Source organism: Maribacter algicola, from assembly GCF_003933245.1.
GTDB lineage: Bacteria > Bacteroidota > Bacteroidia > Flavobacteriales > Flavobacteriaceae > Maribacter > Maribacter algicola.
The window spans coordinates 377,613-401,117 of the sequence record NZ_QUSX01000002.1 but is presented as its reverse complement, the minus strand read 5'-3'; the positions used below and the strand labels follow the sequence as shown (position 1 = coordinate 401,117).

At 40.2% G+C, this 23,505-nt stretch carries 25 protein-coding genes; 11 read left to right on the top strand and 14 right to left on the bottom strand.

Going from position 1 to position 23,505, the window contains the following annotated elements; genetic code table 11:
* Positions 1-6: 6 nt before the first annotated feature.
* The gene (locus tag DZC72_RS10955) at positions 7-699 is read left to right on the top strand and encodes a LytR/AlgR family response regulator transcription factor (protein ID WP_125222974.1); all 693 of its coding nucleotides are present in this window, start codon (positions 7-9) and stop codon (positions 697-699) included.
* 53 nt (positions 700-752) lie between these two features.
* Here DZC72_RS10955 and priA read toward each other — a convergent pair whose 3' ends face one another.
* Genes priA through nadC form a run of 4 tightly spaced genes read right to left on the bottom strand, consistent with a single transcriptional unit; the run spans position 753 to position 5,475 of the window.
* Positions 753-3,206 (bottom strand): replication restart helicase PriA, encoded by a 2,454-nt coding sequence (gene priA, locus DZC72_RS10950; RefSeq protein WP_125222973.1) that lies wholly within the window; start codon positions 3,204-3,206, stop codon positions 753-755.
* Positions 3,207-3,211: 5 nt separating this feature from the next.
* Positions 3,212-3,652 carry a DUF2147 domain-containing protein gene (locus DZC72_RS10945; protein ID WP_125222972.1) on the bottom strand — a complete coding sequence of 147 codons (441 nt, stop codon included), beginning with the start codon at positions 3,650-3,652 and terminating at the stop codon, positions 3,212-3,214.
* Positions 3,649-4,617 (bottom strand): YihY/virulence factor BrkB family protein, encoded by a 969-nt coding sequence (locus DZC72_RS10940; protein WP_125222971.1) that lies wholly within the window; start codon positions 4,615-4,617, stop codon positions 3,649-3,651. Before DZC72_RS10940 ends, DZC72_RS10945 begins: the two co-directional genes overlap by 4 nt.
* On the bottom strand, positions 4,618-5,475 hold the full coding sequence (gene nadC, locus DZC72_RS10935) for a carboxylating nicotinate-nucleotide diphosphorylase (RefSeq protein ID WP_125222970.1): 858 nt from the start codon (positions 5,473-5,475) through the stop codon (positions 4,618-4,620).
* A 63-nt stretch (positions 5,476-5,538) separates the two neighbouring features.
* Here nadC and rlmH point away from each other — a divergent pair, with 63 nt between their 5' ends.
* Complete coding sequence (gene rlmH, locus DZC72_RS10930) at positions 5,539-6,012, top strand: 23S rRNA (pseudouridine(1915)-N(3))-methyltransferase RlmH (protein ID WP_125222969.1); 474 nt, start codon at positions 5,539-5,541, stop codon at positions 6,010-6,012.
* Positions 6,013-6,027: 15 nt separating this feature from the next.
* Here rlmH and serA read toward each other — a convergent pair whose 3' ends face one another.
* From serA to DZC72_RS10905, 5 genes are all read right to left on the bottom strand, one after another.
* Positions 6,028-7,920 (bottom strand): phosphoglycerate dehydrogenase, encoded by a 1,893-nt coding sequence (serA, locus tag DZC72_RS10925; RefSeq protein WP_125222968.1) that lies wholly within the window; start codon positions 7,918-7,920, stop codon positions 6,028-6,030.
* Between the two features lie 157 nt (positions 7,921-8,077).
* Complete coding sequence (locus tag DZC72_RS10920) at positions 8,078-8,860, bottom strand: alpha/beta fold hydrolase (protein WP_125222967.1); 783 nt, start codon at positions 8,858-8,860, stop codon at positions 8,078-8,080.
* 6 nt (positions 8,861-8,866) lie between these two features.
* Complete coding sequence (locus DZC72_RS10915) at positions 8,867-9,568, bottom strand: DUF3307 domain-containing protein (protein WP_125222966.1); 702 nt, start codon at positions 9,566-9,568, stop codon at positions 8,867-8,869.
* A gap of 2 nt (positions 9,569-9,570) precedes the next feature.
* Entirely contained in the window at positions 9,571-10,176 is a 606-nt protein-coding gene (locus tag DZC72_RS10910) for a SatD family protein (protein WP_125222965.1), read from the bottom strand.
* A gap of 91 nt (positions 10,177-10,267) precedes the next feature.
* Positions 10,268-10,609 (bottom strand): methyltransferase family protein, encoded by a 342-nt coding sequence (locus DZC72_RS10905; RefSeq protein ID WP_317127137.1) that lies wholly within the window; start codon positions 10,607-10,609, stop codon positions 10,268-10,270.
* 174 nt (positions 10,610-10,783) lie between these two features.
* Between DZC72_RS10905 and DZC72_RS10900 the strand changes: the two genes are divergently transcribed.
* The 6 genes from DZC72_RS10900 to DZC72_RS10875 all read left to right on the top strand — a co-directional run bounded on the left by DZC72_RS10900 (position 10,784) and on the right by DZC72_RS10875 (position 17,387).
* Positions 10,784-11,371, top strand: a complete 588-nt coding sequence (locus tag DZC72_RS10900) for a non-canonical purine NTP diphosphatase (RefSeq protein WP_125222963.1) — start codon at positions 10,784-10,786, stop codon at positions 11,369-11,371.
* The gene (locus DZC72_RS10895; protein WP_125222962.1) at positions 11,358-12,002 is read left to right on the top strand and encodes a DUF4337 domain-containing protein; all 645 of its coding nucleotides are present in this window, start codon (positions 11,358-11,360) and stop codon (positions 12,000-12,002) included. Before DZC72_RS10900 ends, DZC72_RS10895 begins: the two co-directional genes overlap by 14 nt.
* Positions 12,003-12,163: 161 nt before the next feature.
* Positions 12,164-13,945, top strand: coding sequence for a DEAD/DEAH box helicase (locus tag DZC72_RS10890; protein ID WP_125222961.1), 1,782 nt, complete (start codon positions 12,164-12,166; stop codon positions 13,943-13,945).
* Between the two features lie 78 nt (positions 13,946-14,023).
* Positions 14,024-14,794: a carboxypeptidase-like regulatory domain-containing protein gene (locus DZC72_RS10885; RefSeq protein ID WP_125222960.1), complete on the top strand. Its 771-nt coding sequence runs from the start codon at positions 14,024-14,026 to the stop codon at positions 14,792-14,794.
* A 51-nt stretch (positions 14,795-14,845) separates the two neighbouring features.
* Positions 14,846-16,531 carry an alpha-amylase family glycosyl hydrolase gene (locus DZC72_RS10880; protein ID WP_125222959.1) on the top strand — a complete coding sequence of 562 codons (1,686 nt, stop codon included), beginning with the start codon at positions 14,846-14,848 and terminating at the stop codon, positions 16,529-16,531.
* 34 nt (positions 16,532-16,565) lie between these two features.
* Positions 16,566-17,387, top strand: coding sequence for a metallophosphoesterase (locus DZC72_RS10875; protein ID WP_125222958.1), 822 nt, complete (start codon positions 16,566-16,568; stop codon positions 17,385-17,387).
* 7 nt (positions 17,388-17,394) lie between these two features.
* Here DZC72_RS10875 and DZC72_RS10870 read toward each other — a convergent pair whose 3' ends face one another.
* Both DZC72_RS10870 and DZC72_RS10865 read right to left on the bottom strand, forming a co-directional pair.
* Positions 17,395-17,922 carry an SRPBCC family protein gene (locus tag DZC72_RS10870; protein ID WP_125222957.1) on the bottom strand — a complete coding sequence of 176 codons (528 nt, stop codon included), beginning with the start codon at positions 17,920-17,922 and terminating at the stop codon, positions 17,395-17,397.
* Positions 17,923-17,966: 44 nt separating this feature from the next.
* Positions 17,967-18,623, bottom strand: coding sequence for a TrmH family RNA methyltransferase (locus DZC72_RS10865; RefSeq protein WP_125222956.1), 657 nt, complete (start codon positions 18,621-18,623; stop codon positions 17,967-17,969).
* Between the two features lie 45 nt (positions 18,624-18,668).
* Between DZC72_RS10865 and DZC72_RS10860 the strand changes: the two genes are divergently transcribed.
* Positions 18,669-19,361 carry an SIR2 family NAD-dependent protein deacylase gene (locus tag DZC72_RS10860; protein ID WP_125222955.1) on the top strand — a complete coding sequence of 231 codons (693 nt, stop codon included), beginning with the start codon at positions 18,669-18,671 and terminating at the stop codon, positions 19,359-19,361.
* Here the strand turns inward: DZC72_RS10860 and DZC72_RS10855 are convergent.
* Entirely contained in the window at positions 19,324-19,797 is a 474-nt protein-coding gene (locus DZC72_RS10855; RefSeq protein ID WP_125222954.1) for a heme-binding domain-containing protein, read from the bottom strand. The two genes, DZC72_RS10860 and DZC72_RS10855, sit on opposite strands and share 38 nt — an antisense overlap.
* 112 nt (positions 19,798-19,909) lie before the next feature.
* Between DZC72_RS10855 and DZC72_RS10850 the strand changes: the two genes are divergently transcribed.
* On the top strand, positions 19,910-20,470 hold the full coding sequence (locus DZC72_RS10850; protein ID WP_125222953.1) for an adenylosuccinate lyase: 561 nt from the start codon (positions 19,910-19,912) through the stop codon (positions 20,468-20,470).
* A 115-nt stretch (positions 20,471-20,585) separates the two neighbouring features.
* A complete protein-coding gene (purB, locus tag DZC72_RS10845) occupies positions 20,586-21,929 on the top strand; it encodes an adenylosuccinate lyase (RefSeq protein ID WP_125222952.1) in 1,344 nt (447 codons plus the stop codon).
* A 31-nt stretch (positions 21,930-21,960) separates the two neighbouring features.
* Here purB and DZC72_RS10840 read toward each other — a convergent pair whose 3' ends face one another.
* Both DZC72_RS10840 and DZC72_RS10835 read right to left on the bottom strand, forming a co-directional pair.
* Entirely contained in the window at positions 21,961-22,764 is an 804-nt protein-coding gene (locus tag DZC72_RS10840; protein WP_125222951.1) for a mechanosensitive ion channel family protein, read from the bottom strand.
* Between the two features lie 156 nt (positions 22,765-22,920).
* Positions 22,921-23,460, bottom strand: a complete 540-nt coding sequence (locus DZC72_RS10835; protein ID WP_125222950.1) for a DUF4252 domain-containing protein — start codon at positions 23,458-23,460, stop codon at positions 22,921-22,923.
* Positions 23,461-23,505 lie beyond the last annotated feature (45 nt).

The window sequence follows — 23,505 nt, the reverse complement described above, 5'->3', positions numbered from 1 at the left end:
GCCCTTATGAAGTTAAGAAGTATTATCGTTGACGATTCGTCCATGCAGCGTATGGCGGTCGCCAAGTTGGTAAACAACCACCCAAACCTAGCTATGGTGGCAGAGTACAGCAACGCCATCGAAGCCAAAAACGGCATTAAGAACAATGAAATCGATTTGATCTTTTTAGACGTTGAAATGCCTATTATAACCGGATTCGACCTACTTGAATCCCTGGACAACAGTCCCCAAGTAATTTTGATAACCGGTAAACCGGATTATGCCCTTAAGGCCTTCGATTACGATGTAACGGACTATTTGCACAAACCCATTACAATGGCCCGTTTTGATGCTTCCGTAAAAAGAGCGGTTGCCAAATACGAGCAAATGCACAGAGTGAACGAAGACGAGGAGCATATCTTCGTTAAAAGTAACCTGAAGAAAAGAAAAGTCATCCTAAACGATATTAAATGGATCGAGGCTCTTGGAGATTATATCAAATTGGTAACCGATGAAGCCAACATTGTAATTTTATCAACAATGAAATCTTTTGAAAAGCAATTACCGGAAGATAAATTCCTAAGAATTCACAAGTCCTATATCGTGAACCTGGAAAAAGTTGAAAAATTCAACAGTAAAAATGTTGAAGTGAGTGGTCGTTCGATTCCTTTAAGTAGAAACAACAAAACGGAATTGGCCGAAGCCCTAAGCAATGTTTAAAAGTTGCTTATGAAATAAGAATACATTTATAAAACCGCCCAAAGGCGGTTTTTTTATATGTAGTCCACATTGTAAATGACCCGTACGCTTCTAAACAGACTCACGGATTTAAATGTTTTCTCAATTCTTTTGATATTTTTTTTTGTTTTTCCCAAGGATTCGCTTTTATCGATCTTGACCAGTATATTTTTTAAATACTGATTTCGTATTCTCGAGATGGGTGGATATTCAGGACCCAATACCGTCCCTCCAAAATGAGTTCTCAGGGCCCCGCTAAACCACTCTGTGGCCTCATTGAGCGTATTATAGTTTTTGTGTTTAAAGGTTATTTTTATTATCCGATTTAAAGGCGGATACTTATACTGCTCCCTTTCATAAATCTGTTCGGTGAACATGGTTTCATAGTCTCCAGTGGTTACTTGTTTCAGGATTTGATGATACGGATTATAGGTTTGAATAATCACCTTACCTCTTTTTTGGGTCCGTCCTGCCCTACCCGATACCTGGGTCAACATTTGAAATGTTCTTTCATGAGCTCTAAAATCCGGGAAATTAAGAAGCGAATCAGCGTTCATAACCCCTACCAAACTTACGTTCCTAAAATCCAGCCCCTTTGTGAGCATTTGGGTGCCCACCAATATGTCCAGCTCCTGTTGTTCAAAGGAAGTGATGATTTTTTCATACGCATGTTTGCCCCGGGTGGTATCCAAATCCATTCTTCCTACCTTGGCTTCTGGAAAAAGCTTTTTCACCTCTTCCTCCACTTGTTCCGTACCAAATCCCTTAGTATCCAGTTCTGGACTACCGCAGGCGGCACAGCTATCCGGTAGGGCTGTATGGTAACTGCAATAGTGACACCGAAGTTGGTTTTTATATTGATGGTAGGTCAAGGTAACGTCACAATTGGAGCATTGGGGCGTATGGCCACAAGTCAAACACTCTAGAACCGGGGCAAAGCCCCTTCTGTTTTGAAAAAGTATGATTTGCTCACCATTACCCAGGCTTTCTTCAATTTCCTCCAATAATCGTTCGGAAAAATGGCCCTTAACCCTTTTTTTGCGAAGCGCCTCCTTAAAATCAACCAATTCCATATCGGGCATGAGCACATTACCAAAACGCCTGTTTATTTCGGCGTAGCCATATTTTCCCCGCTTTGCATTATAATAACTTTCAATACTGGGCGTGGCAGAACCCAAAAGAATATTGGCCTTATGCAGGTTTGCAAGAACAATGGCCGCATCCCTTGCATGATATCGCGGTGCAGGATCAAATTGCTTGAAGGACCCCTCGTGTTCCTCATCCACTATAATCAATCCCAAATTGTCAAATGGCAAAAACAAGGATGATCGTGCCCCGATCACAATTTGAGCTTTTTGAGCCCCTATTAATACGTTGTTCCATACCTCTACCCGCTCCTGAATGTTGTATTTGGAATGAAACACCGAAATACGTTCACCAAAATAATCCTGTAACCTAGAAATCAATTGGGTGGTGAGTGCGATTTCGGGCAATAAATATAGTATCTGTTTGCCCTTCTCAAGATATTCACTGATCAATTGCACGTACACTTCCGTTTTACCCGATGACGTAACCCCTTTTAACAAGGTTACCTTATCTTCTTCAAAAGATCTTTTAATATTGGCCAAGGCCTGTAATTGATATTCATTCAGACTTTTAACTTCAGAATTTTCTTCTCCCTCAAAACGGACACGGTCCATTCGAATATGATATTCCTCCAAAATTCCCTTATCTACCAATGAACCGATGACCGATTTTGAGGCATTGCTGTACTTTTCCAAATCCGTTATGGAAATCGGTTTTTTACTATTTCCCTGTAATTGGAACAAGGAAAGTACCACCTGACTTTGTTTTGGGGCCCTTGTAAGACTTTCCAGTAAAGCTTCCAAGGCGGTATCGAACAAATAGTCTTTACCCAACTTTACATACTTTACAAGTTTTGGCTTGTACTGTTCGTATACTTCTTCTTTTAAATAAATAATGTTTTTCTCCAAAAGTCGGTTTAATACCGGAAGCACATTTTTACGTTCCACTATTGCCGATACTTCATGCACCTTCAAGGTGGATTGGTGCTGCAATGCCTCAAAAACCAAAAACTCATCATCCTTTAATTGGGATTCATCCACATGGGTAGAGTCGTTTCTTAATATTAAGGTCTCGCTTTCCAGCAAAAATGCAGAAGGTAAAGCACTGCGCATCACCTCGCCCAGCGTGCACATGTAGTAATTAGCGATCCATTCCCAATGCCTAAGTTGTAGTTGATTTACCAAGGGAACTTCATCCAAAATCTGGTCTATTTCCTTGGCCTCGTACGCATTTGGTGGGAAATTGTGAATAGTAAGAACGAGGGCCGTATATATTTTTGACTTTCCGAACGGCACAGCCACCCGCATACCAGGACTTAAAAAATCCGCTTCATCTGAAGTAACGCTGTAAGTAAATTGCCGCTCCAGGGGAATGGGCAGTATGACGTTGACAAAATACTCCATAAAAATTATCCTTCCACCCTGATCCACGTTTGGGTCCTGTATAAAAACGCCAAATACCCACGGACCTTTAATTCATCTTTGTTATCTGGATTTAGCCAAATTCTAAAGCGGAACGTCATGGCTTGCTCCGGATCAAAAAGGTGTTTTCCCTTCCATTCCCCGTCATCATGCTGCTCCCCTTCCTTTATTATTTCCATGCCCACAATGGGCTCGTCCTTTAGCTCTCCTTCGCATTTAATACAGACCATATCCTCTTTTCCCTCCTCAAGAATTTTTTCTACATACCCGTACATTTGTCCGTCTTTCTTATATATATTGATTATTCCCTTAGGTTTTCCAGTTCGATCATCGATAGTTTTCCATTTTCCAAACACGGTCTGGGCTGTCAATAAATGAATACCGCTTAAAAAAAATAGGAATACTAGTACTACTCTCAATTGTATCATTCTTTCTTGCTTAGTTTACGTAAGGAATTTAGCGATGCATTCAGCTCAAACCCAAGTAGCAAGATATTGGAATTTAACCATATGTAGACCATTAAAATCAATAATCCCCCCAAGGCACCATAGAGTTCGTTATATCTTGCAAATTTTTCAACGTAAATTCCGAACAGGTAGGACGTCAATAAAAACAAAACTGTGGTAACCAATGCCCCAATTGAAAAAAATCGTGCCTGTTTACCCTCCCTAGTCCCAAAATAGTACAGAATTGCCGTGGTAAAATACGATAGTACTATAAAAAACAGCACTTTTGCAATTTGTACTCCTATAATTTCATCTTCATCCAAAACGTACCCCCCCTGCCTTGCAGCGAATTCCGTTAAATATCCCAGCACATAAAACTCAAAATAAATATAGGCCACAAAACCTACTATGATGAGTATGGCCAGAATGAGACCCACCATTAGGGCATAAAGGTACTGCCTGAAAAAATTTCGTTTGAGTTCAATGTGATAGCTCGTCTCAAAGCCTCCAAAAATGGAATTCACCCCATTTGCAACCAGGAATATGGAAAGTAAAAAAGCGGAGGAAAGCAGGCCGCCTCGCTTCTGATCCTTTATTTGCCTGAAAACATCCCCAAAATAATCTCCCGTGGCATTGGGCAAAAAAGATTCCAAAAAAAGCTGAAACTGTAATTCAAAATTTTCATTTTGGATACTAATGTAATCCACCAAGAACGGTACCAGAGTCACCATAAAAATCAAGAGCGGAAACAATGCCATAAAAAGACTGAAGGAAATGGCACTGGCACGGGAGGACAAGGCCCCTTGCACTATCCCATTAATATACATTTCCAAAAGATCGTAAAGGGATAGTCCTTCAAGTCCAGGCAATTTGATTGTCTTTAACAAACGTACGACCTTATTGATAATGGGAATTTTTTCAAGTTTTTCTTCGACCTCTAAGGACATCTAGACAGCTTTTAAACTAAGGTCCATATTGTAAACTGAATGCGTGAGTGCTCCAGAAGAAATATAATCCACGCCACATTCAGCATAGTGCCGGATGGTTTCCTCGGTAATTCCGCCCGATGATTCGGTAAGACAGGTATCGCCAATGAGCTGTACCGCTTCCCTAGTATCCTCATAATTAAAATTATCGATAAGAATACGGTATACCCCGTCCGATTTTAAAATTTCCTTTATTTCATCCAAATCCCGCGCTTCCACTATTATTTTTAAATCCCTTTCCGTCTTCTGCAAATAGGCTTTGGTCTTATCGATTGCCTTTGTAATTCCACCTGCGAAGTCAATATGATTGTCTTTAAGCATAATCATATCATAGAGCGCGAAACGGTGATTTTCCCCTCCTCCAATTTGAACTGCCCACTTCTCCAAAGCCCTAATGCCAGGAGTTGTTTTTCGGGTATCCAGAATTTTGGTCTTTGTACCTTCCAAAAGATCCACAAAAGACCTTGTCTTGGTGGCTATGGCACTCATACGCTGCATCGCATTCAAAACGAGACGCTCCGCCATCAATATACTACGTGAACTTCCTTCCACGTAAAAGGCAATATCGCCATATTTTACTTTTGCCCCATCCTCCATGATCTTTTCAAATACCATGTCCTTGTCCACATACTTGAAGACCATGTTTGCAAAATCAATCCCGGCGATAATCCCTTCGTCCTTGACCAATAATTTAGCCCTGCCTTGGGCATTGGCCGGAATACATGCCAAGGAACTATGGTCGCCATCGCCTACATCCTCCCTAATTGCATTCGCAATTATTCCCTCCAATTCCTTTTCGAACTGCTCTTGTGAAATCATATACTTCTATTGCTTCACGCTAAAATACGAATCCATTTTGGGAATTTGATTTACTTTTGAAATATGACGATAAAACTACTGGCCATAGGAAAAACCGATAGCAAAGAATTGCAAAAGCTAATTTCCATCTATCACCAACGTCTAAACCATTACGTTAAATTTGAAATGGAAATTATCCCCGACTTAAAAAAGACAAAAAGCCTATCCGAGGACCAGCAAAAAATCAAGGAAGGCGAACTGATTCTTAAATCACTTTCCAGTACAGACGTACTGATTCTCTTGGATGAAAATGGTAAACAGCATTCATCCGTAGAGTTTTCCAATTATTTACAAAAGAAAATGAACTCCGGCCTGAAGCAGCTAGTGTTTTTAATAGGCGGTCCGTATGGGTTCAGCGAAGAAATACATAAAAAATCATTGGGGAAGATAAGCCTCTCCAAAATGACCTTCTCCCATCAAATGGTGCGATTATTCTTTATAGAACAACTTTACAGGGCCTTTACCATACTAAGAAACGAACCATACCACCATCAATAGTCTAAAAACAAAAACTTAATAAAGAACCCTGAACTTAATAGTATTTTCTACCTTTTTCAAAGCCTTGATGACATCCTTGTTGTATTCCTTATCCAAATCAGTAATCACATATCCCACTTCACTATCCGTAGAAAGGTATTGACTGGAAATGTTGAGCTCGTACTTGGCCAATACTTTATTAATCTTGGCCATAATACCAGGAACATTCTTATGGATATGCAGAAATCTATGGGCTTTATTTTGTTTAGGAAGTCTAATATTTGGAAAGTTCACTGCATCAACAGTATTCCCAGAATTGATGTAGTCCATAATCTTGTTGGGTACAAAGTCTGCAATATCCCTTTGCGCCTCTTCCGTACTACCCCCAACATGAGGGGTTAAAATGACATTTGGAAAGCCTTGAAGTCTGGTTTTAAAGTCACCATTACTACTGGGTTCTTCAGGGTATACATCCACTGCAGCACCTCCAATTTTACCACTTTCAAGTCCGTCCGCCAAAGCATCGATATCCACCACAAAACCTCTAGAAAGATTTATAAGCATGGCCCCTTTCTTCATCTGGTTGATTTCACGTTCCCCAATGAAATTTTTGTTGGCCTTGTTATCATCTACGTGAAGTGTGATTACATCGGAAACGTTCAACAAATCTTCCAAGGTGCTACACTTTATCGCATTACCTAGGGCCAATTGATCGTTTACGTCATAATAATAGACTTTCATCCCCATGGCTTCCGCCAAAACGGAGAGCTGTTTACCAATATTACCGTAACCAACAATACCTAGGTTCTTGCCACGAACCTCCCTGGATCCCGCAGCGGTTTTTTGCCATTGTCCGTTGTGAAGCTCCGCACTTCGGGCAAAAACACTGCGCATTAGCATAATAATTTCTCCAATGGCCAATTCTACCACAGACCGTGTATTACTATAAGGGGCATTAAAAACTACGACACCCTTTTTCTTGGCATACTCCAAGTCTATTTGAGTAGTACCGATACAGAATGCACCTACGACCAATAACTTTTCGGCGGCGTCCAATACCTTTTGTGTAACCTGGGTCTTTGATCGGATACCCAATACATGGACATCCTTAATTTTCTCCATAAGTTCTTCCTCCGATAGGCTATGTTTTAACAGTTCCACCGAAAATCCTTCGCTGGAAAGGCTATCGAAAGCATTGGTATGCACATTTTCCAATAAAAGGATCTTAATTCTGTTCTTTGGGTATGAGATATTTCTTGGCAAATCGTTCACGAATAAAAATTCATCTAAGTTAGGTGCAACGTGGTCCGCATTCATTGCCGCTTTTTCTCGGTGCACGTTTTCCGTGTACGCGAAAAATTTATGTGCAATGCCAGCTTCCCGCATTACGTAATCACTATAGCCATCACCAATGACCTGGACTTCACCGTCCAAGTCCATTTGTTTAAGGCATTCTATTTTTCCGTTGTGTTGTGAGAGTACATTTTTCTCATCAAACCCAACAATATTTCCATTCTCATCAAACTTGAAGGTATTCGCATACACCCTATTCGATGGGATATTGTACTCCTTTACTATGGGATCTATAAACTCCTTGAAGCCGCAGGAAATCACATAGATATCCTCGGCATAATTTTCAAAAAACTCCTTGTTGGCCGCTATGGACTTGGAAATTTTTTGCCGCAACTCGGCCACAAGTCTTTCAAGGTCGTCCTTGTTAGCATCCAATAACTGCAAACGACGTTCCAAGGACTCCGTAAAGGAAATATCCCCGTCAATTCCCAAATTGGTAATCCGTTGAATCTCGCTAACAATTTCTTCCCTATTGGATTTACCTTCCAGGGTCATTTCCGCAAGGACGTCCAGTGCCTCGACCCTCGTTAAGGTACTGTCAAAATCAAAAACATATTTTCTACCTGATGCAACCATTTTGAGAAGCTTAATAAGCTATAAAGAAGTATTCAAAATCAAGTGGCAAAAGTAAAAATTAAATCGGACGTTTGTATAGCCCGATGAAAATTTAAACAAAAAGAAGCTGGATTGAATTAATTATAAAAACACCTCTTTGTATGCCGGACTGGCACAATTATAAAAACTTGAGTATTTCATCTGAAAATTCCCGTGTTTTCCAGGAACTATTGTGATCTCCAGGCACAATCGCGAATTTGGATCTTTTGAACACATTGCTCAGCGCTTCTGGATTTCCGTTGTCCAAATCCCTATCCCCAGCGACAACCAAAATTTTCACCTGTACTTTACGCAGTTCTTCTTTGGAGGTAACAGGTTGATATTTTTGTTGTAGATGGAGAGATCTAAAATCGGCATCTATCGATTTTGCATAGTCTACCGCTCCTTGGGTTATTTCAGAAACTTCTCCGTTAAAGGCATTGGCAAAAGCCAATCTCCTAGCCCAGTTTGGATTTGTAAAATCGATACCCATTCCGCCTAATACCGCCTTTTTGATTCTTGTATCTTCCGTAAGGAGTTCCGCCAAAACAATACTGCCCCTTGAATAGCCAACGGCATTATACTTTTTAGCGTTTAGATGGCTCATCAGTAATTTTATATCTTTCACCTCTGCATTATTTTGATAGGAGGATTCATCTTGGGGCTTATCTGATTGCCCGCACCCTCTTAAATCGGGAATAATAACCCTATATCCCTTGGATAACAAGTCTTCTTTTAGCTGGGTATTGTCCCATGATTTTCCAGAGCTTAAAAATCCATGCAATAAAAGTACGGGCTCCCCAAAACCTTCATCGGTGTAACTAATTTGGGTTCCGTCAAAGGATTTGAAAATGTTGGTTTGTACGGATATCTTTGAAACACAAAGGACAAAAGCAAAAGATAGTAGGAGGAAGTTTTTCATTTCAAATTAAGTATAGCTTGTGTATAATAACCCCGTCAAAATAGCCAGTCCAAAGCTTACCAAGGTTCCAATTAAAATATACTCCGTCAGTTTTCTACTATTGCTTTCCTTGAGGTCATTGAATCTGAAGACGGATTTTGCCGTAATCAAAAGGCCAATAGCTTCCCACCTCCCTATTATTATAAAGGTCAAAACGAACAATCTTTCTATAATTCCAATGTATTTACCGGCATTTGGAAGCGACTTATGGTCCGTATTTATTTGGGTTGACATACCTTCCAAGAGCTTGCCCATTATTATTGCCGATGGGGAGGTTACAAATACGATAGCCAAAACAAGTGGCCAATCCAACCCAGCAAACAGGCTTAAGGTGTGTTCATACAGTTGTGGGTAATACACACAAATATATATGGCCACCAAGTGCAAAACTTGATCTAGGAAAAATGGGATGCTTTTGTTTTTGAACAGTGGGTTTACATAAAGTTTGGCCATGTCGATAAAAAGATGACTAATGGATAAAATAAGGGCAAGCCACCACTTTTGTATATCCCAAAGCACGAGCATATATAAACCAAAATGAACAAGTACATGAAGATACAGGTATTTGGAGCCTGCTTTGTTGGCTTCTTTATGAATGACCCACTTGGTAGGTTGCAGCATAAAATCTCCTATAAAATGTACCAATAACAATTTTACGAATAACTGCATGGTCAAATTTCCTTTATTACCTTTTGATAATATTCCAACAAGTCCAGAACCAAATGCAATCGGGCTCTTTTTAATCTTTGGCTAACCGCAGATTGTTTTATGCCCAGTTTTTTAGCTATTTCCTTTTGGGATGCCGTTTGGTTATCCAAGACCAGTGCCATAATCTCTGCCGATACTACACTCCAATCATCCATAAAATCCAAAGACAATTGGAGCATCAAATTTAGGGTGCGGTCATAAAATTCATTTCCAGTGGCGATACTGAGATTCACCTTTCCATCTTTGATGGATTCCAATTTACGCCCCGAACGCTGATAGGCCGGACCGTTGGATTCACTTACCCCGGAACCTATATACGTTTCCAGACCTATTCCAATTCCCATTCGCACATCCAAATCCTTAACGGATTTTATGAGTGCCTTTATGCTAATAGCCGTTAATAAGGCGTTATCCTTCGTCACCTTTAATTGAAACTCGTCCCCCCTATAAATTTCCCAGTTCATGGGCGAGGGACCAAAACGCGCAAAGTATCCTTTTAAGATATCGACCCATTCAGAAGAATGATGCCCTTCCGAGTTTATGATATCTCCAGTGATTATCGCTATCATAATGTATTATTTAAAAAGCTAATATATTAATTTATAAGCTAAATAGATAATATTTTTGGATGTTAATTATTCCAATAATCAACTGGCCTCATTAGAACCACCTTCGTGTAGCAATTTGATATGACTTAAAGTCCTTTCCAAACCGTGCCAGGAGAATCCTTTCTTCAGGGATGATCTGAAACCGATTCATATACCCAACGAAACCGGCGGCGACAAGGGTATTGAAGGCATTACCCAGATAAAGTCCCAAAGCGAGCAAAACCATCAATAAGGCCAAGTACATTGGGTTTCTGGAATATTTATAAAGTCCGGAGGTCACAAGTTGGTTTACTTTTTCAGGATTCATGGGGTCTACAGTGGTCTTATTCCTAAAAAACTGGAAGAGGGAAACCAAACCTATGAGCCCGGCGCACAACAGTAGTATCTTTGCCAAAATAAAACGTCCGAAGAAATTAAAAAAACCCACTGGTAAAAACACACTTACCAGATACATCACAATCGCAAAACTCAAAAAAACCAGTACAGGGGGCACTTTTAACTCCATTGTATAAAATTACTATTTTTGACGCTCATTGCCCCATAGTTCAGATGATTAAATAGTTCTAAAATGAAACTTGTATTTGCCACGCACAACCAAAACAAAGTAAGAGAGGTACAACAATTACTACCTAGTGGCATAGAATTGGTTTCACTAAACGATTTGGGTATTACCGAAGCCATTCCCGAAACTGCAAAAACCTTGGAGGGCAATGCAAAACTAAAGACGGATTACATATATAATAAATATAACATATCCTGCTTTGCAGACGATACAGGGTTATTCGTACACGCATTGAATGGTGAACCTGGCGTCTATTCCGCAAGATATGCGGGTGAAGAAAATGATGCCAATGCCAACATGGACAAGTTGTTAAGAAACCTCAAGGGCAAAGTAAATCGCTCCGCTTGCTTCACCACCGTAATTGCATTGAATTTGGATGGGAAAACCCTTTTTTTTGAAGGATCCGTTGAAGGGGAAATAATAGATACCAAACAAGGAAGCCAAGGTTTTGGCTACGACCCCATATTTAGACCAAATGGATATAAGGAAACGTTTGCAGAACTTCCATTGGAAATAAAGAACGAAATAGGCCACAGGGGCAAGGCCTTTTCCAAACTAATAACCCATTTAAACACACACCATGCTACAAACTAAAAAAAATACAGATACCGTTGAAGTTTCTGTGGCTTCTGAAAGGGCAGAAGCCATTGGAGGTGTCCTAATTGCTTTTTTTGCGGCTCTAATGGCCATATCCCAAATGATAAATGGAGAACTGGAAGAGGAAATGATGATAGCCCATAACAAAGTTGTGAACTACTCCAGCTGGTACCAGTCCAAAAGCATCAAGGAAAGTCTTAAGGAGAGTGAGTTGGACTATTTACAGGCCTTGAAAGAAACAGGCATTGTACAACAGGAAAATATGGGCAACATACTGGCCAAAATAACAAACGTACAAAACCAAATAAAAAAGTATGAATCAGAAAAAACGGAAATCTTATTAGGATCTTCAAACATTCCCAAAGATGCCTGGGCCCAAGACATGGACGGGGAAATGGGGAAGATTGTTGGCATTAACGAATGGGAAGCGCTTGCGGAGGAGTATGATTTTGCTACCAAAAAATTCGATCTTGGCATGCTTTTCTTTCAAATAAGTATCGTATTGGGTGCCGTCTGTATTATTATTTATGACAATCCACTGCTACAAAAGTCCTTCATCATTTGTATGATAGTTACCGGTATCATTGGCATTATGCTATCAATTTACGGATATAGTCTAGCACCTTAAAATGGGAAAAAGATTTATTATACCATCTCATTAATTAGCAGTACCTTTGCCGCTTTAAATAACGCCGCTAGTATAGCATGTGTTGCGCCGAGTCTAAATAGGTTATATAGGATAATCCCTCTAAGCAGCATTCTTATTTGCGATTAAGTATATAACACATTATGACAAAATTTGAAGCATTAGGACTCGATAAGTCCTTATTGGATGCTGTCGCGGATTTGGGTTTTGAGACCCCATCCGAAGTACAGGAAAAAGCAATCCCCATTTTATTGGAAAGTGATACGGACCTGGTAGCCTTGGCCCAAACAGGTACTGGAAAAACCGCCGCTTTTGGATTTCCCCTTATTCAAAAAATTGACGGAAACAGCCGTACGACCCAAGGGTTGATCCTCTCCCCTACAAGGGAACTTTGCTTGCAGATTACCAACGAACTGCAACTCTATTCCAAGTATGAACGTAATATAAGCGTAGTTGCCATCTACGGTGGTGCCAGTATTACGGAACAGGCCAGACAGATCAAAAGAGGGGCCCAAATTGTAGTGGCCACCCCAGGTAGGATGAAGGACATGATCAGCAGGGGTCTTGTAGATATTACAAAAATCGATTATTGCATTCTGGACGAGGCAGATGAAATGCTCAACATGGGCTTTTTTGAAGATATTCAGGACATTCTTTCAAATACACCCAACGATAAATCTACCTGGCTGTTCTCTGCAACCATGCCTAAGGAGGTTGCTATAATCGCCAAAAAGTTTATGCATTCCCCACAGGAAATAACGGTAGGCACAAAAAACTCTGGGGCGACCACCGTGCAGCACGAATATTACGTCGTAAGCGGTAGGGATCGATATCCTGCGCTAAAAAGATTGGCTGATACCAATCCGGACATATTTTCCGTAGTTTTCTGCAGAACCAAAAGGGATACACAAAAAGTGGCCGAAAAATTGATTGAGGATGGGTACAACGCCGGTGCTTTGCATGGGGACCTAAGCCAAAATCAGCGAGATTTGGTCATGAACGCCTTTAGAAAAAAACAGATCCAAATGTTGGTCGCCACCGATGTGGCCGCCAGGGGAATCGACGTGGATGATATTACCCACGTCATCAACTACCAGTTGCCAGATGAAATAGAGACCTATACCCATAGAAGTGGCAGGACGGGCAGAGCTGGAAAATCGGGAATATCCATGGTCATCATTACACGTAGCGAGCTACGCAAAATTAAGGCCATTGAAAATAAGATAAAACAGGATTTTATTCAGAAAAATATTCCTACAGGTATAGAAATCTGTGAGATACAATTATATCACCTTGCCAATAAAATAAAGGATACGAAAATAAACCCTGAGATTGACAGCTATTTACCGGCTATCAATGATGTTTTAAAAGGTATAGATCGTGAAGACCTTATCAAAAAAATTGTTTCCGTAGAATTCACCAGGTTTTTCAATTACTATAATAAAACCAAAGATTTAAATTCATCCTCCGAAAGGTCCAATGATGATGGTAGGGTCTCCTACTCGGATAATGGTAATGGTTCGGTTCGCTATTTTATCAACGTTGGGGAGAAAGATGGTTATGACTGGATGTCCCTAAAGGACTTCATCCGTGATACGGTTGGCCTAGGAAAGGAAGATGTTTATAAAGTAGATGTAAAGGAAAGTTTTTCGTTCTTTAATACGGAAGCGGCGGTTACCGAACAAATTCTTAGCACTTTTACCGAATTTAAGGTCGATGGCCGTTTTGTGAATGTTGAAGTTTCCAAAAACCCCGGCGGTGGCGGCGGCAACCGTCGAAGTAAGGGAGGAAAAGACAAGGGAAAAAGAAAAAATAGTTTCAGGGGCGACGACAAAGGCCGAGGCAAAGGAAGAGATCGAGGAAGTTCCAGTAGTCCTAACTCCGGAAAGCGAAGAAGTAAAAAAAGAAAAGGTGATTTCTTTTAGTTAATTGTATATTAAAAAATACGCTTCGGCGTATTTTTTTATTTTGTTTGTACCTTTCATATTTGAAGAGACAGTTTTATGCGCATTTTTTTTATAGGACTATTTTGTTTTTTTAGCCTGATTGGTTTAGCCCAAGAGGGCACTGAAACCAGCACTATAAAAGCCATCGTTAAAAACGCGCAATCAAATCTTCCTATGGAGAGCGTACACGTTGTCAACCTGAATCAGGTGGTGGGAACCATTACCAATGAGAAAGGTGAATTCTCCATTACCGCAGCTGTAAATGACACCCTGTTTTTTTCCTACCTTGGTTTTAAATCCCAAAAAATTAGGGTAACGAACGATATGTTCAAATTTGAGAACACGGAGATTGCCCTTACGGAGTTGGCCTATGCCCTAGAGGAGGTTATCGTTAGGCCATATCAGCTTACCGGCTATTTGGAAATCGATGTTAAAAATCTTCCCATAAATAATGCTTATCAGTACAGTATATCCGGTCTATCGGTAGGATACGAGGGTGGAAATAAAAATCCCAGTGCGGTAACCAAAGTTCTGGGCGCCATTTTAAATCCGGCTGATTTACTCAGAAACCTTTTCGGCAAGAGGCCCAATCAGATGCGAAAATTAAGGCAGATGAAGGAGGATGATAGGATCAGGGACCTGTTGGCCTCCAAGTTTGATAGGGAAACCCTGGTAGAACTGCTTCAACTCGAAAAAATGGATATCCAAGACATCCTAAACAATTGCAATTATTCGCAATCCTTCATTACCACCGCCAACGATCTCCAGATCTTGGATGCCATTAGTAGTTGTTACGAGGAATTCAAGGTCCTAAATAGGAAAAAATAAATTTTAGCCTTCCATCTGCATTTTATAGCTTTAACCAAACGTAAAATGCACATGAAATATTCCAGTATTATCCTTCTTTTTTTGTTGTTCTTTGGTCTCTCATGCAAGCTAGATCGAAAAGAAGTTGCAAAGGAACCCATAATTAAAAAGGACAGTGTTTTAAACAAAGACCTTCCTTTTGCCTGGGAAGGGGCCAATATTTATTTCTTGTTGACCGATCGTTTCAACAATGCAAATCCAGATAACGACGTGAATTTCAATAGGGACAATCCTACCGGAAAGCTCAGGGGATTCATGGGTGGGGACATTCAAGGTATATCGGAAAAAATAGAGGAAGGGTATTTTGATGAACTGGGCGTAAACGCCATATGGTTTACCCCGGTTGTGGAACAAATTCATGGCGATACGGATGAAGGTACAGGAAATACCTATGGCTACCATGGGTATTGGGCCAAGGATTGGACGGCCCTGGATTCCAATTTTGGAACAAAACAGGATTTGGCAGATTTGGTAAAAAAAGCGCACGACCATGGTATACGGGTTTTAATGGATGTAGTGGTCAACCACACCGGGCCTATTACGGAAGAGGATCCCGCATGGCCGGATGAATGGGTTATTAGGGAACCTACCTGTGAGTTTACGAATTATGAAAACACTACCAATTGTACTTTGGTCAACAATTTACCGGATGTAAGAACACTTTCTGATGAATCCGTGGAATTACCGGACCATCTTTTGGCCAAATGGAAAAAGGAAGGACGATTGAGCACTGAGCTGGACGAGCTCCAATTGTTTTTTGAAAGAACGGGTTATCCCAGGTCCCCAAGATTTTATATCATAAAATGGCTGACCGATTACGTCCACGAACTTGGTATAGATGGTTTTAGGGTAGATACCGTGAAACATGTGAACGAGAATGTATGGACAGAATTATATAGGGAGGCATCCTATGCCTTTGAAACCTGGAAACGAAAGCACCCCGATGCCGTTTTGGACGATAACCCTTTCTACATGGTGGGCGAGGTCTATGGCTATGGTATTTCAGGCGGAAGAGAGTATGATTTTGGCGACAAAAAAGTGGACTATTTCGACCATGGTTTCAAAAGCCTTATCAATTTTGAGTTAAAGAATGATGCCTCCAAGGAATATGACTCTATTTTTTCAAAATACAGTAGACTATTGAGAACTAAATTAAAGGGTAAAAGCGCGCTTAACTATCTAACCTCCCATGACGACGGAAGTCCATTTGACAAGGATAGAAAGGAACCTAAAAGAGCGGCCAATGTACTCTTGCTTACTCCAGGGGCTTCCCAAATTTATTACGGTGATGAAACGGCCAGGAGTTTGGTCATAGACAGTACCCAAGGTGATGCCACGTTGCGTTCCTTTATGAACTGGGAAGATTTGGATAAGGAGTCGACCAAAGATATTTTGGACCATTGGAGAAAACTTGGGAAATTTAGAAGGGAACACTTGGCGGTTGGCGCCGGTAGACATCGCAGATTGTCCAAATCACCCTACACCTTTGGAAGAACCTATATGAACGGGGATGTAAAGGATAAGGTGGTCATTGCCCTGGACTTGCCAGACGGTGAAAAATCCATTTGGGTGAAAGGTTTTTTTGGGGATGGTACAAAACTGTTCGATGCCTACTCCCAAACCGAGGTAACCGTAGAAAACGGTAAGGTTGTATTGGACAACGATTACGATATTTCCCTCTTGGAATTGCGGGAATAAGTGTCCTATCAGAAAGGTTAGAAGAAGGATTTTAATGAAACGAAGGACATTTTTTAAGAGGCTATTTAATTCAATATTGGGTTTAAGTGGTCTAATTGCCCTAGATGCGTTCTGGTTTGAAAAATATATCATTCACTGGACGGAATTTGACCTTTCAAATGGCCATGAAGAAAAAATCAAATTGGTACAACTTTCAGATTTACATCTAAGAGGTTTACATTACGGTCTTACCTCCATAGCGGAAAAAGTTGATAAACTTAAACCAGATGCCATTTTATTTACGGGAGACACCATTACGAGAAAAACACGTTTGGACCTGTTGGATGAATATTTAAACCAGTTCGATGATTCTGTACTAAAAATCTTCATCTACGGTAACAAGGAATATAGTGGCCGTATACCTTTGGATGCGTTTAGACAAGTTATAGCTAAACATAACGGGGTGCTGTTAATCAATGAAAGTTTTGGGATAAGGAAGGGAAATAGAACTTTACACTTTTTGGGAATCGATGATTTCATAGGTGGTAATGCGGACTTTGTCCATACCATATCAACCATTGATGATAAAAATACAGACACCATAGTTTTAAACCATTGCCCTCAATACAGTGATACTATAGCACGGCTAAACAACTCATTTAAAATCAATATAAAATGTATCCTATCCGGACATACCCATGGCGGTCAGATCACATTTTTTGGAAGGGAGCTTTATAAACCTGGTGGAAGCGGAAGGTACCTAAAGGGATGGTACAAAACTGGTGATATTCCCATGTATGTATCAAAAGGAATTGGGACCACTATTTTGCCTATACGTTTCTGGGCAAGGGCCGAAGCTTCAATTTTTTATGTCTAAAATAAAATTAGCTCTCCATTTTAGACTTTAATGTCTGTAAACCCTCTTCGAAATCCTTTCCCACCATCTTGTCCATACTCAAGAACAACATCATAATACTAAATGGAAATGCACTTTTACCTTTAAAACCCCATGTTACTCTACTAGCCTTTGGTGATTTTTCTTCAAGTACTAGATAACAATCGGACACCGATTTCATGGGCTTTAAAAAACGGAGCTGTCCTTCTGCTCTTTCTCCTTCCACTATCTTGGTAATTTCCTGTTCGCCCTCCCCTACTTCCTTGTTTCCGTTCCAATAACTAATGGCCCCAACTTCCCCATCGGTTCCGGTAAGTTTGGTATCCATACCTGGGTCTTTTTTGGACCATGGTGACCATTCCCGTTGCTTTTCCAGAAATTTTAGATAGGGCCAAACTTTTTCATTAGAACAATTGATTTCAATACTTCTTGAAACATCATAAGTTTTGGGTGCAATTACCGCAAAAAGGATAATCAGGACAATTATGGCTGCTAGGATATAAATTACAGTAGTCATTTGTTATTCATTTAGTTGGTTGCCATTCTAATTTCGTATAAAATCTATTTTTGAAGGTTAAATCTTATCAGAATTTCCTCGATACTCTTTATTGATTTTTTGGTCCAATCCAATCGTTTTTCAAGAATTTCTTCTTCGGACAACCGCCAAGGCGAATTGCTGTTCCTAAGCTTAGTTGTCAAATCTTGTAGAATTATCGCGGCCGAAACCGAAATATTAAGACTTTCGGTAAAACCTACCATGGGTATTTTCAAGAACATATCGGCTTTATCCATGACCTCCTTACTTAGACCTTCCTTTTCGGTACCAAAGAACAGTGCAATAGGTGAATCCATTTGAAAATCGGTCAAAAGTGAACTATCTGCATGTGGACTGGTCGCTACAATTTTATACCCTTGTTTTCTTAAGGTGGAAATGGCTTCTGAAGAGGAGGAATACCTATGTAAATCGACCCATTGCTGTGCCCCCATGGCAATTTTTTTATCCAAACGCTTACCAAATCTACCTTCTATAAGGTGTGCTTTCTGAACCCCAAAAGATTCACAACTGCGAATTACGGCACTGGTATTGTGCATTTGATAAACATCTTCGATTGCGACAGTGATAAAGTTCGTTCGGCTTTCTAAAATCGATATAAATCGCTCCCTTCTTTCCTCGGAAATAAAATTTTCCAAATAGTTCAAAAGTTCCATATCTACCATGTAACCAAGATAATAAAATCTATATTTTTGAAACAAAGCGAGTTTATGAAGAACGTTGTGGTTTTGACGGGTGCCGGAATGAGTGCCGAAAGTGGACTAAAAACCTTTAGGGATGCGGATGGATTGTGGGAGGGACATGATGTGATGGAAGTGGCGACCCCGCAGGCATTTGAGAGAAACCCTGAACTGGTTTTGGAATTTTATAATCAGCGCAGAAGACAATTATTGACCGTAGACCCCAATGACGCCCATAGGGCATTGGTAAAATTAGAACGGCATTACCACGTACAAATTGTAACCCAGAACGTGGACGACCTGCATGAAAGGGCCGGAAGCGCGCAAGTATTGCATTTACATGGAGAACTTTTAAAGGCGAGGAGTGTAGGTAACGAGTCCAATATTGAATTGCGCAGGGATGATATTTTACTTGGAGATGTTTGCGAAGATGGATACCAGCTAAGACCCCACATTGTTTGGTTCGGCGAAGCGGTTCCCATGTTGAACACGGCCATCAACATTACACAAAACGCCGATATTTTAATTATTATTGGAACATCCATGCAAGTATATCCTGCAGCTAGCCTCATCAATTTTATCAAAGATGGCACTCCCATTTATTTTATTGACCCTAGACCTTCCATTCAAGAGGGTAGCATTGAAAATCTCAGGGTAATCCCTAAAACAGCCGTAGAAGGTGTTCCTACTTTGGTTGATTCCCTAATTCATAAAGTGACCTAGTGTCCTTGGCCCATTTTACTACAGCATCAATTTGGGCCTGTGTAAGTCTTGCCTCCTCGTGGGTCCAGGTGTATTCCTTTAGTGGCATCGCCCTCTTTTCGGTTTCTTCATAAAGCTCCTCTAGCTTATGATCCTTTTTTTTATCCGAATACGTTGCCCATTCGGAAAAATTCAACTCGGATTTTCCTTCCTCAATATGATTTGCCAACCAAAAAGAGACAGGAGCGATATTGTTGTACCATGGATACACCGTATTGTTGCTATGGCAGTCAAAACAGGTAGTTTTAAGTATGGTACGTACTTCTTCGGGAGGGTTCGTTTCTTGCATAAAGGAAGCGGTATCGTTTTCCGTCGAAACATTCTTCTGCGGTCTGTAGAATTGAATGGCTATGAAAACCACCAATAGCCCTATCAATATTTTTTTAAAAATTTTCATCAATTTGTAGTTTTAATAAGTCAAATGCAATTTGGCCATAATATTCCTGATAAGTACAAAAATTTGCTATGCGCATTCCATTTGAGTAATCTAATTATTAGTTTTAAGCATCATGAACAGGCAAGAGCTTTATGTATCCTTAAACAATGTGGACCATTCCCGCGACAAACGAACAGAAATGGCCAAAAAGGTTCAAATGAACCCCAAATTAATACCGACCTTATTGGAAATCATAAAGCTAACAAAAGACCCTGTATCTTCCAAGGCCGCTTGGATTTTAGATGCTGTTGCCCGAAAACAATTGAACATTATCCTTCCATATCTCGATTCATTTACGGAAGTCATAGGTAAAGTTGAACTGGATTCGTCCGTACGACCGGTTGCCAAGGTCTGTGAACTTTTAATGGAAAGTTATTTCTCTAAGAAAGAAATAATTGTAAGACAGCAAATTACAGAAGCTCACATTGAAAAAATCACCTCTTCATGTTTCGATTGGCTCATTGGAGAACACAAAGTGGCCGCAAAAGCCTATTCTATGACAAGTCTGTATTTATTGGGCACCGAATATGGTTGGATTCATCCAGAATTAAAAATGGTTCTGGAACAAAATTATTCCAATGGGAGTGCAGCCTATAAGGCAAGGGCCAGAATGGTACTTAAAAAACTTAAATAGAATCCGCAAAGCCTAAAAGTTCAAGGAGAACGAATTAGCGAATTTTAGATGAAAGAACAGTTTTAAACTCTAGTACTATTCGATATCTTTGCCATTTTCATTTAACAAACACATTATGGCTTTTAATGCTCTGAATGCCATCTCTCCTATTGATGGCAGATACCGTAAAAAAGTAGAAAATCTGGCTCCTTATTTTTCTGAGGAAGCTTTGATCAAATATAGGGTCAGGGTTGAAATTGAGTATTTTATCGCGTTATGTGAAATTCCGTTGCCACAGCTCGCATCGTTCGTTACATCAAAGTTTACGGTACTTCGGAATATTTATCTGAATTTTGATGAGCAAGATGCGTTGGAAATAAAGGAAATTGAAAAAACCACCAACCATGACGTCAAAGCAGTGGAATATTTCATAAAAAAGGCCTTTGATAAACTTGGTATTTCTGAATATAAGGAGTTTATTCACTTTGGTCTTACCTCACAGGACATAAACAACACCGCAATTCCACTTTCTATCAAAGAGGCCATAAACGATATCTACGTCCCAGAATATCTAAATGTTCTAAAAAAGTTGGAAGACCTATCCGAAGAATGGGCAGATGTGCCTATGTTGGCCAGGACACACGGTCAACCCGCTTCCCCAACCCGTTTGGGCAAGGAAATAAAGGTCTTTGCGGTACGCTTGAAGGAACAGTTCAACCTCTTGAACGATATACCAAGTGCCGCTAAATTTGGTGGTGCTACTGGAAATTACAACGCACACAAAGTTGCCTATCCAAGCATAGACTGGAAGGCATTTGGAGAAAAATTCGTTCAGGAAAAATTAGGCCTTCATCATTCTTTCCCCACTACCCAGATCGAGCACTACGACCATATGGCGGCTTTGTTCGACACCCTAAAACGAATCAACAACATTATCCTTGATTTGGACCGTGATTTTTGGACCTATGTTTCCATGGATTATTTCAAACAAAAAATAAAGGCCGGGGAAGTAGGCTCCTCCGCTATGCCCCATAAAGTAAACCCAATAGATTTCGAGAACTCCGAAGGCAATCTAGGAATTGCAAATGCCTTGTTTGAACACTTATCGGCAAAACTGCCCGTTTCCAGATTGCAACGCGATTTGACCGATAGTACGGTTCTAAGGAACGTGGGTGTACCGTTTGCGCATACAATAATAGCTTTTCTTTCCACTCTAAAAGGTCTTAATAAATTACTACTGAACAAGGAGAAATTCGAGCAGGACCTTGAAAACAATTGGGCCGTTGTTGCTGAGGCCATACAGACCATTTTAAGAAGGGAAGGGTATCCAAATCCCTATGAGGCATTAAAAGGACTGACAAGAACCAATGAAAAGATCAATCAGGCATCCATTGCCTCTTTCATTGATACCTTGGATGTTTCTTCTGAAATTAAATCAGAATTAAAGCAAATTACCCCAAGTAATTATACCGGAATATAAAAAAGGGCCGATTTAATCGGCCCTTTTTTTGTTATTTGTTGATCTGCACTTCGTGCGGATATGGAATTTCGATTCCGGCTTTATCTAGCGCTTCCTTGGTTCCTTCGATAGTAGCAAAATACACATCCCAATAATCTTCTGGTTTGCAATAGGGCCTAACGGCGAGATTTACGGAGCTATCCGCCAATTCCTCCACATTAACAGAAGGTGCGGGTTCATCCAAAACCTTTGGATTAGCTTTCAACATTTCCAACAAAACCTCCTTGGTCTTTTTAATATCGGAACCATAGTCAACCCCAACAACGGTGTCAACGCGCATTTTACCCTCGGCGGTATAATTTATTATATTGCCATTGGCCATGGCTCCATTGGGAACAATTGCCAGCTTATTTTGAGGGGTTATCAGTTTAGTAGTAAATATTTCAATTTCCTTCACGGAACCCAACACACCTTGGGCCTCGATCAGATCACCAATCTTGTAGGGCTTAAAAATCATGATAAGCACACCTCCCGCGAAATTTGACAAGGAGCCCTGTAAGGCAAGACCAACGGCCAAACCGGCGGCTGCAATTACTGCTGCAAACGTAGTAACATCTACTCCCAACTGGGAAATAACTAAAAGAATTAAAAATATTTTCAGTGCCCAGGAGACTAAATTCATTAGAAACTTCTGGAGAGATTCATCATAAGTTCCTTTGGCCATTACCTTACTTAGCGCCTTTATTATTCGTTTAATTATCCAAGATCCAATAATGAACGTTAAGATTGCGGTGAGAATTGGAACTGCATAGGTCTCTACATAACCCATAATAGCTTCCATTGATAAATTTTCCATACTAGTATACTGGTTTAACGGTTAATATTCTACTACTATTATGACCCCAATATACGCAGAAGGTCACAATTAATTTATTGGAAAGCAATGGATTAAAAATGAAAAGTCCCGTCTAGGCCTAGCCTAGACGGGACTTTGTTCCATAAAAAGATACCTTTATCCTTTTAGAAAATCTCCAAGGGCACCAAGTCCCTCACCTTTGTAATCCGACTTTTGAACCGCTTGCAAAAGCTGAACAAAATGGGCTGGATTCATATCATTGCCCAAAACCCGAATTAGTGCAAATCCCTTTTCATCATTGTCACCATAAATGATTACCTCGTCAATGGCATTATCATCACCTAGATACTTGACAGTGGCCCTACCAAATTCGGTATTCATCTTCATCAACTCCGTATAAATGCTGTTTGAGAGAATGGCCTTTACCTGTTGCTTCTCAGCAATATACTGTGGCGTATTTTCATTGGTCTTTTTGAAGGCCAGAATATTCAATTTTTTTAAGGAGGATAAAGCTGTCTTTTGAGATTCCGTCAAATCCGCCTCGTCCAACTTCAAAATGCTGGTTGGCACATCCAAATGTAGAAAATTTGGATTTTCCGTATTATCGATATAATACTCCTGCAAGCTCTGTGTGGAGGAACAACTGGTAACGATTGTTACCAGAAGTATCAGTATGGTATTTCTAAATTGTTTCAAAACTATCGATTTTATTAGATTAAATTGATTTACATGAAACTGGGA

What these genes read in the sequence shown, in the direction of transcription:
- DZC72_RS10915 (WP_125222966.1), bottom strand. Translation starts at nt 9,568, where the DNA reads ATGCAGTTATTCGTAAAATTGTTATTGGTACATTTTATAGGAGATTTT.
- priA (WP_125222973.1), bottom strand. Translation starts at nt 3,206, where the DNA reads ATGGAGTATTTTGTCAACGTCATACTGCCCATTCCCCTGGAGCGGCAA.
- DZC72_RS10900 (WP_125222963.1), top strand. Translation starts at nt 10,784, where the DNA reads ATGAAACTTGTATTTGCCACGCACAACCAAAACAAAGTAAGAGAGGTA.
- DZC72_RS10870 (WP_125222957.1), bottom strand. Translation starts at nt 17,922, where the DNA reads ATGACTACTGTAATTTATATCCTAGCAGCCATAATTGTCCTGATTATC.
- DZC72_RS10955 (WP_125222974.1), top strand. Translation starts at nt 7, where the DNA reads ATGAAGTTAAGAAGTATTATCGTTGACGATTCGTCCATGCAGCGTATG.
- purB (WP_125222952.1), top strand. Translation starts at nt 20,586, where the DNA reads ATGGCTTTTAATGCTCTGAATGCCATCTCTCCTATTGATGGCAGATAC.
- serA (WP_125222968.1), bottom strand. Translation starts at nt 7,920, where the DNA reads ATGGTTGCATCAGGTAGAAAATATGTTTTTGATTTTGACAGTACCTTA.
- DZC72_RS10890 (WP_125222961.1), top strand. Translation starts at nt 12,164, where the DNA reads ATGACAAAATTTGAAGCATTAGGACTCGATAAGTCCTTATTGGATGCT.
- DZC72_RS10940 (WP_125222971.1), bottom strand. Translation starts at nt 4,617, where the DNA reads ATGTCCTTAGAGGTCGAAGAAAAACTTGAAAAAATTCCCATTATCAAT.
- DZC72_RS10875 (WP_125222958.1), top strand. Translation starts at nt 16,566, where the DNA reads ATGAAACGAAGGACATTTTTTAAGAGGCTATTTAATTCAATATTGGGT.
- DZC72_RS10885 (WP_125222960.1), top strand. Translation starts at nt 14,024, where the DNA reads ATGCGCATTTTTTTTATAGGACTATTTTGTTTTTTTAGCCTGATTGGT.
- DZC72_RS10945 (WP_125222972.1), bottom strand. Translation starts at nt 3,652, where the DNA reads ATGATACAATTGAGAGTAGTACTAGTATTCCTATTTTTTTTAAGCGGT.
- DZC72_RS10850 (WP_125222953.1), top strand. Translation starts at nt 19,910, where the DNA reads ATGAACAGGCAAGAGCTTTATGTATCCTTAAACAATGTGGACCATTCC.
- DZC72_RS10880 (WP_125222959.1), top strand. Translation starts at nt 14,846, where the DNA reads ATGAAATATTCCAGTATTATCCTTCTTTTTTTGTTGTTCTTTGGTCTC.
- DZC72_RS10865 (WP_125222956.1), bottom strand. Translation starts at nt 18,623, where the DNA reads ATGGTAGATATGGAACTTTTGAACTATTTGGAAAATTTTATTTCCGAG.
- DZC72_RS10910 (WP_125222965.1), bottom strand. Translation starts at nt 10,176, where the DNA reads ATGATAGCGATAATCACTGGAGATATCATAAACTCGGAAGGGCATCAT.
- DZC72_RS10920 (WP_125222967.1), bottom strand. Translation starts at nt 8,860, where the DNA reads ATGAAAAACTTCCTCCTACTATCTTTTGCTTTTGTCCTTTGTGTTTCA.
- DZC72_RS10895 (WP_125222962.1), top strand. Translation starts at nt 11,358, where the DNA reads ATGCTACAAACTAAAAAAAATACAGATACCGTTGAAGTTTCTGTGGCT.
- rlmH (WP_125222969.1), top strand. Translation starts at nt 5,539, where the DNA reads ATGACGATAAAACTACTGGCCATAGGAAAAACCGATAGCAAAGAATTG.
- nadC (WP_125222970.1), bottom strand. Translation starts at nt 5,475, where the DNA reads ATGATTTCACAAGAGCAGTTCGAAAAGGAATTGGAGGGAATAATTGCG.
- DZC72_RS10855 (WP_125222954.1), bottom strand. Translation starts at nt 19,797, where the DNA reads ATGAAAATTTTTAAAAAAATATTGATAGGGCTATTGGTGGTTTTCATA.
- DZC72_RS10840 (WP_125222951.1), bottom strand. Translation starts at nt 22,764, where the DNA reads ATGGAAAATTTATCAATGGAAGCTATTATGGGTTATGTAGAGACCTAT.
- DZC72_RS10860 (WP_125222955.1), top strand. Translation starts at nt 18,669, where the DNA reads ATGAAGAACGTTGTGGTTTTGACGGGTGCCGGAATGAGTGCCGAAAGT.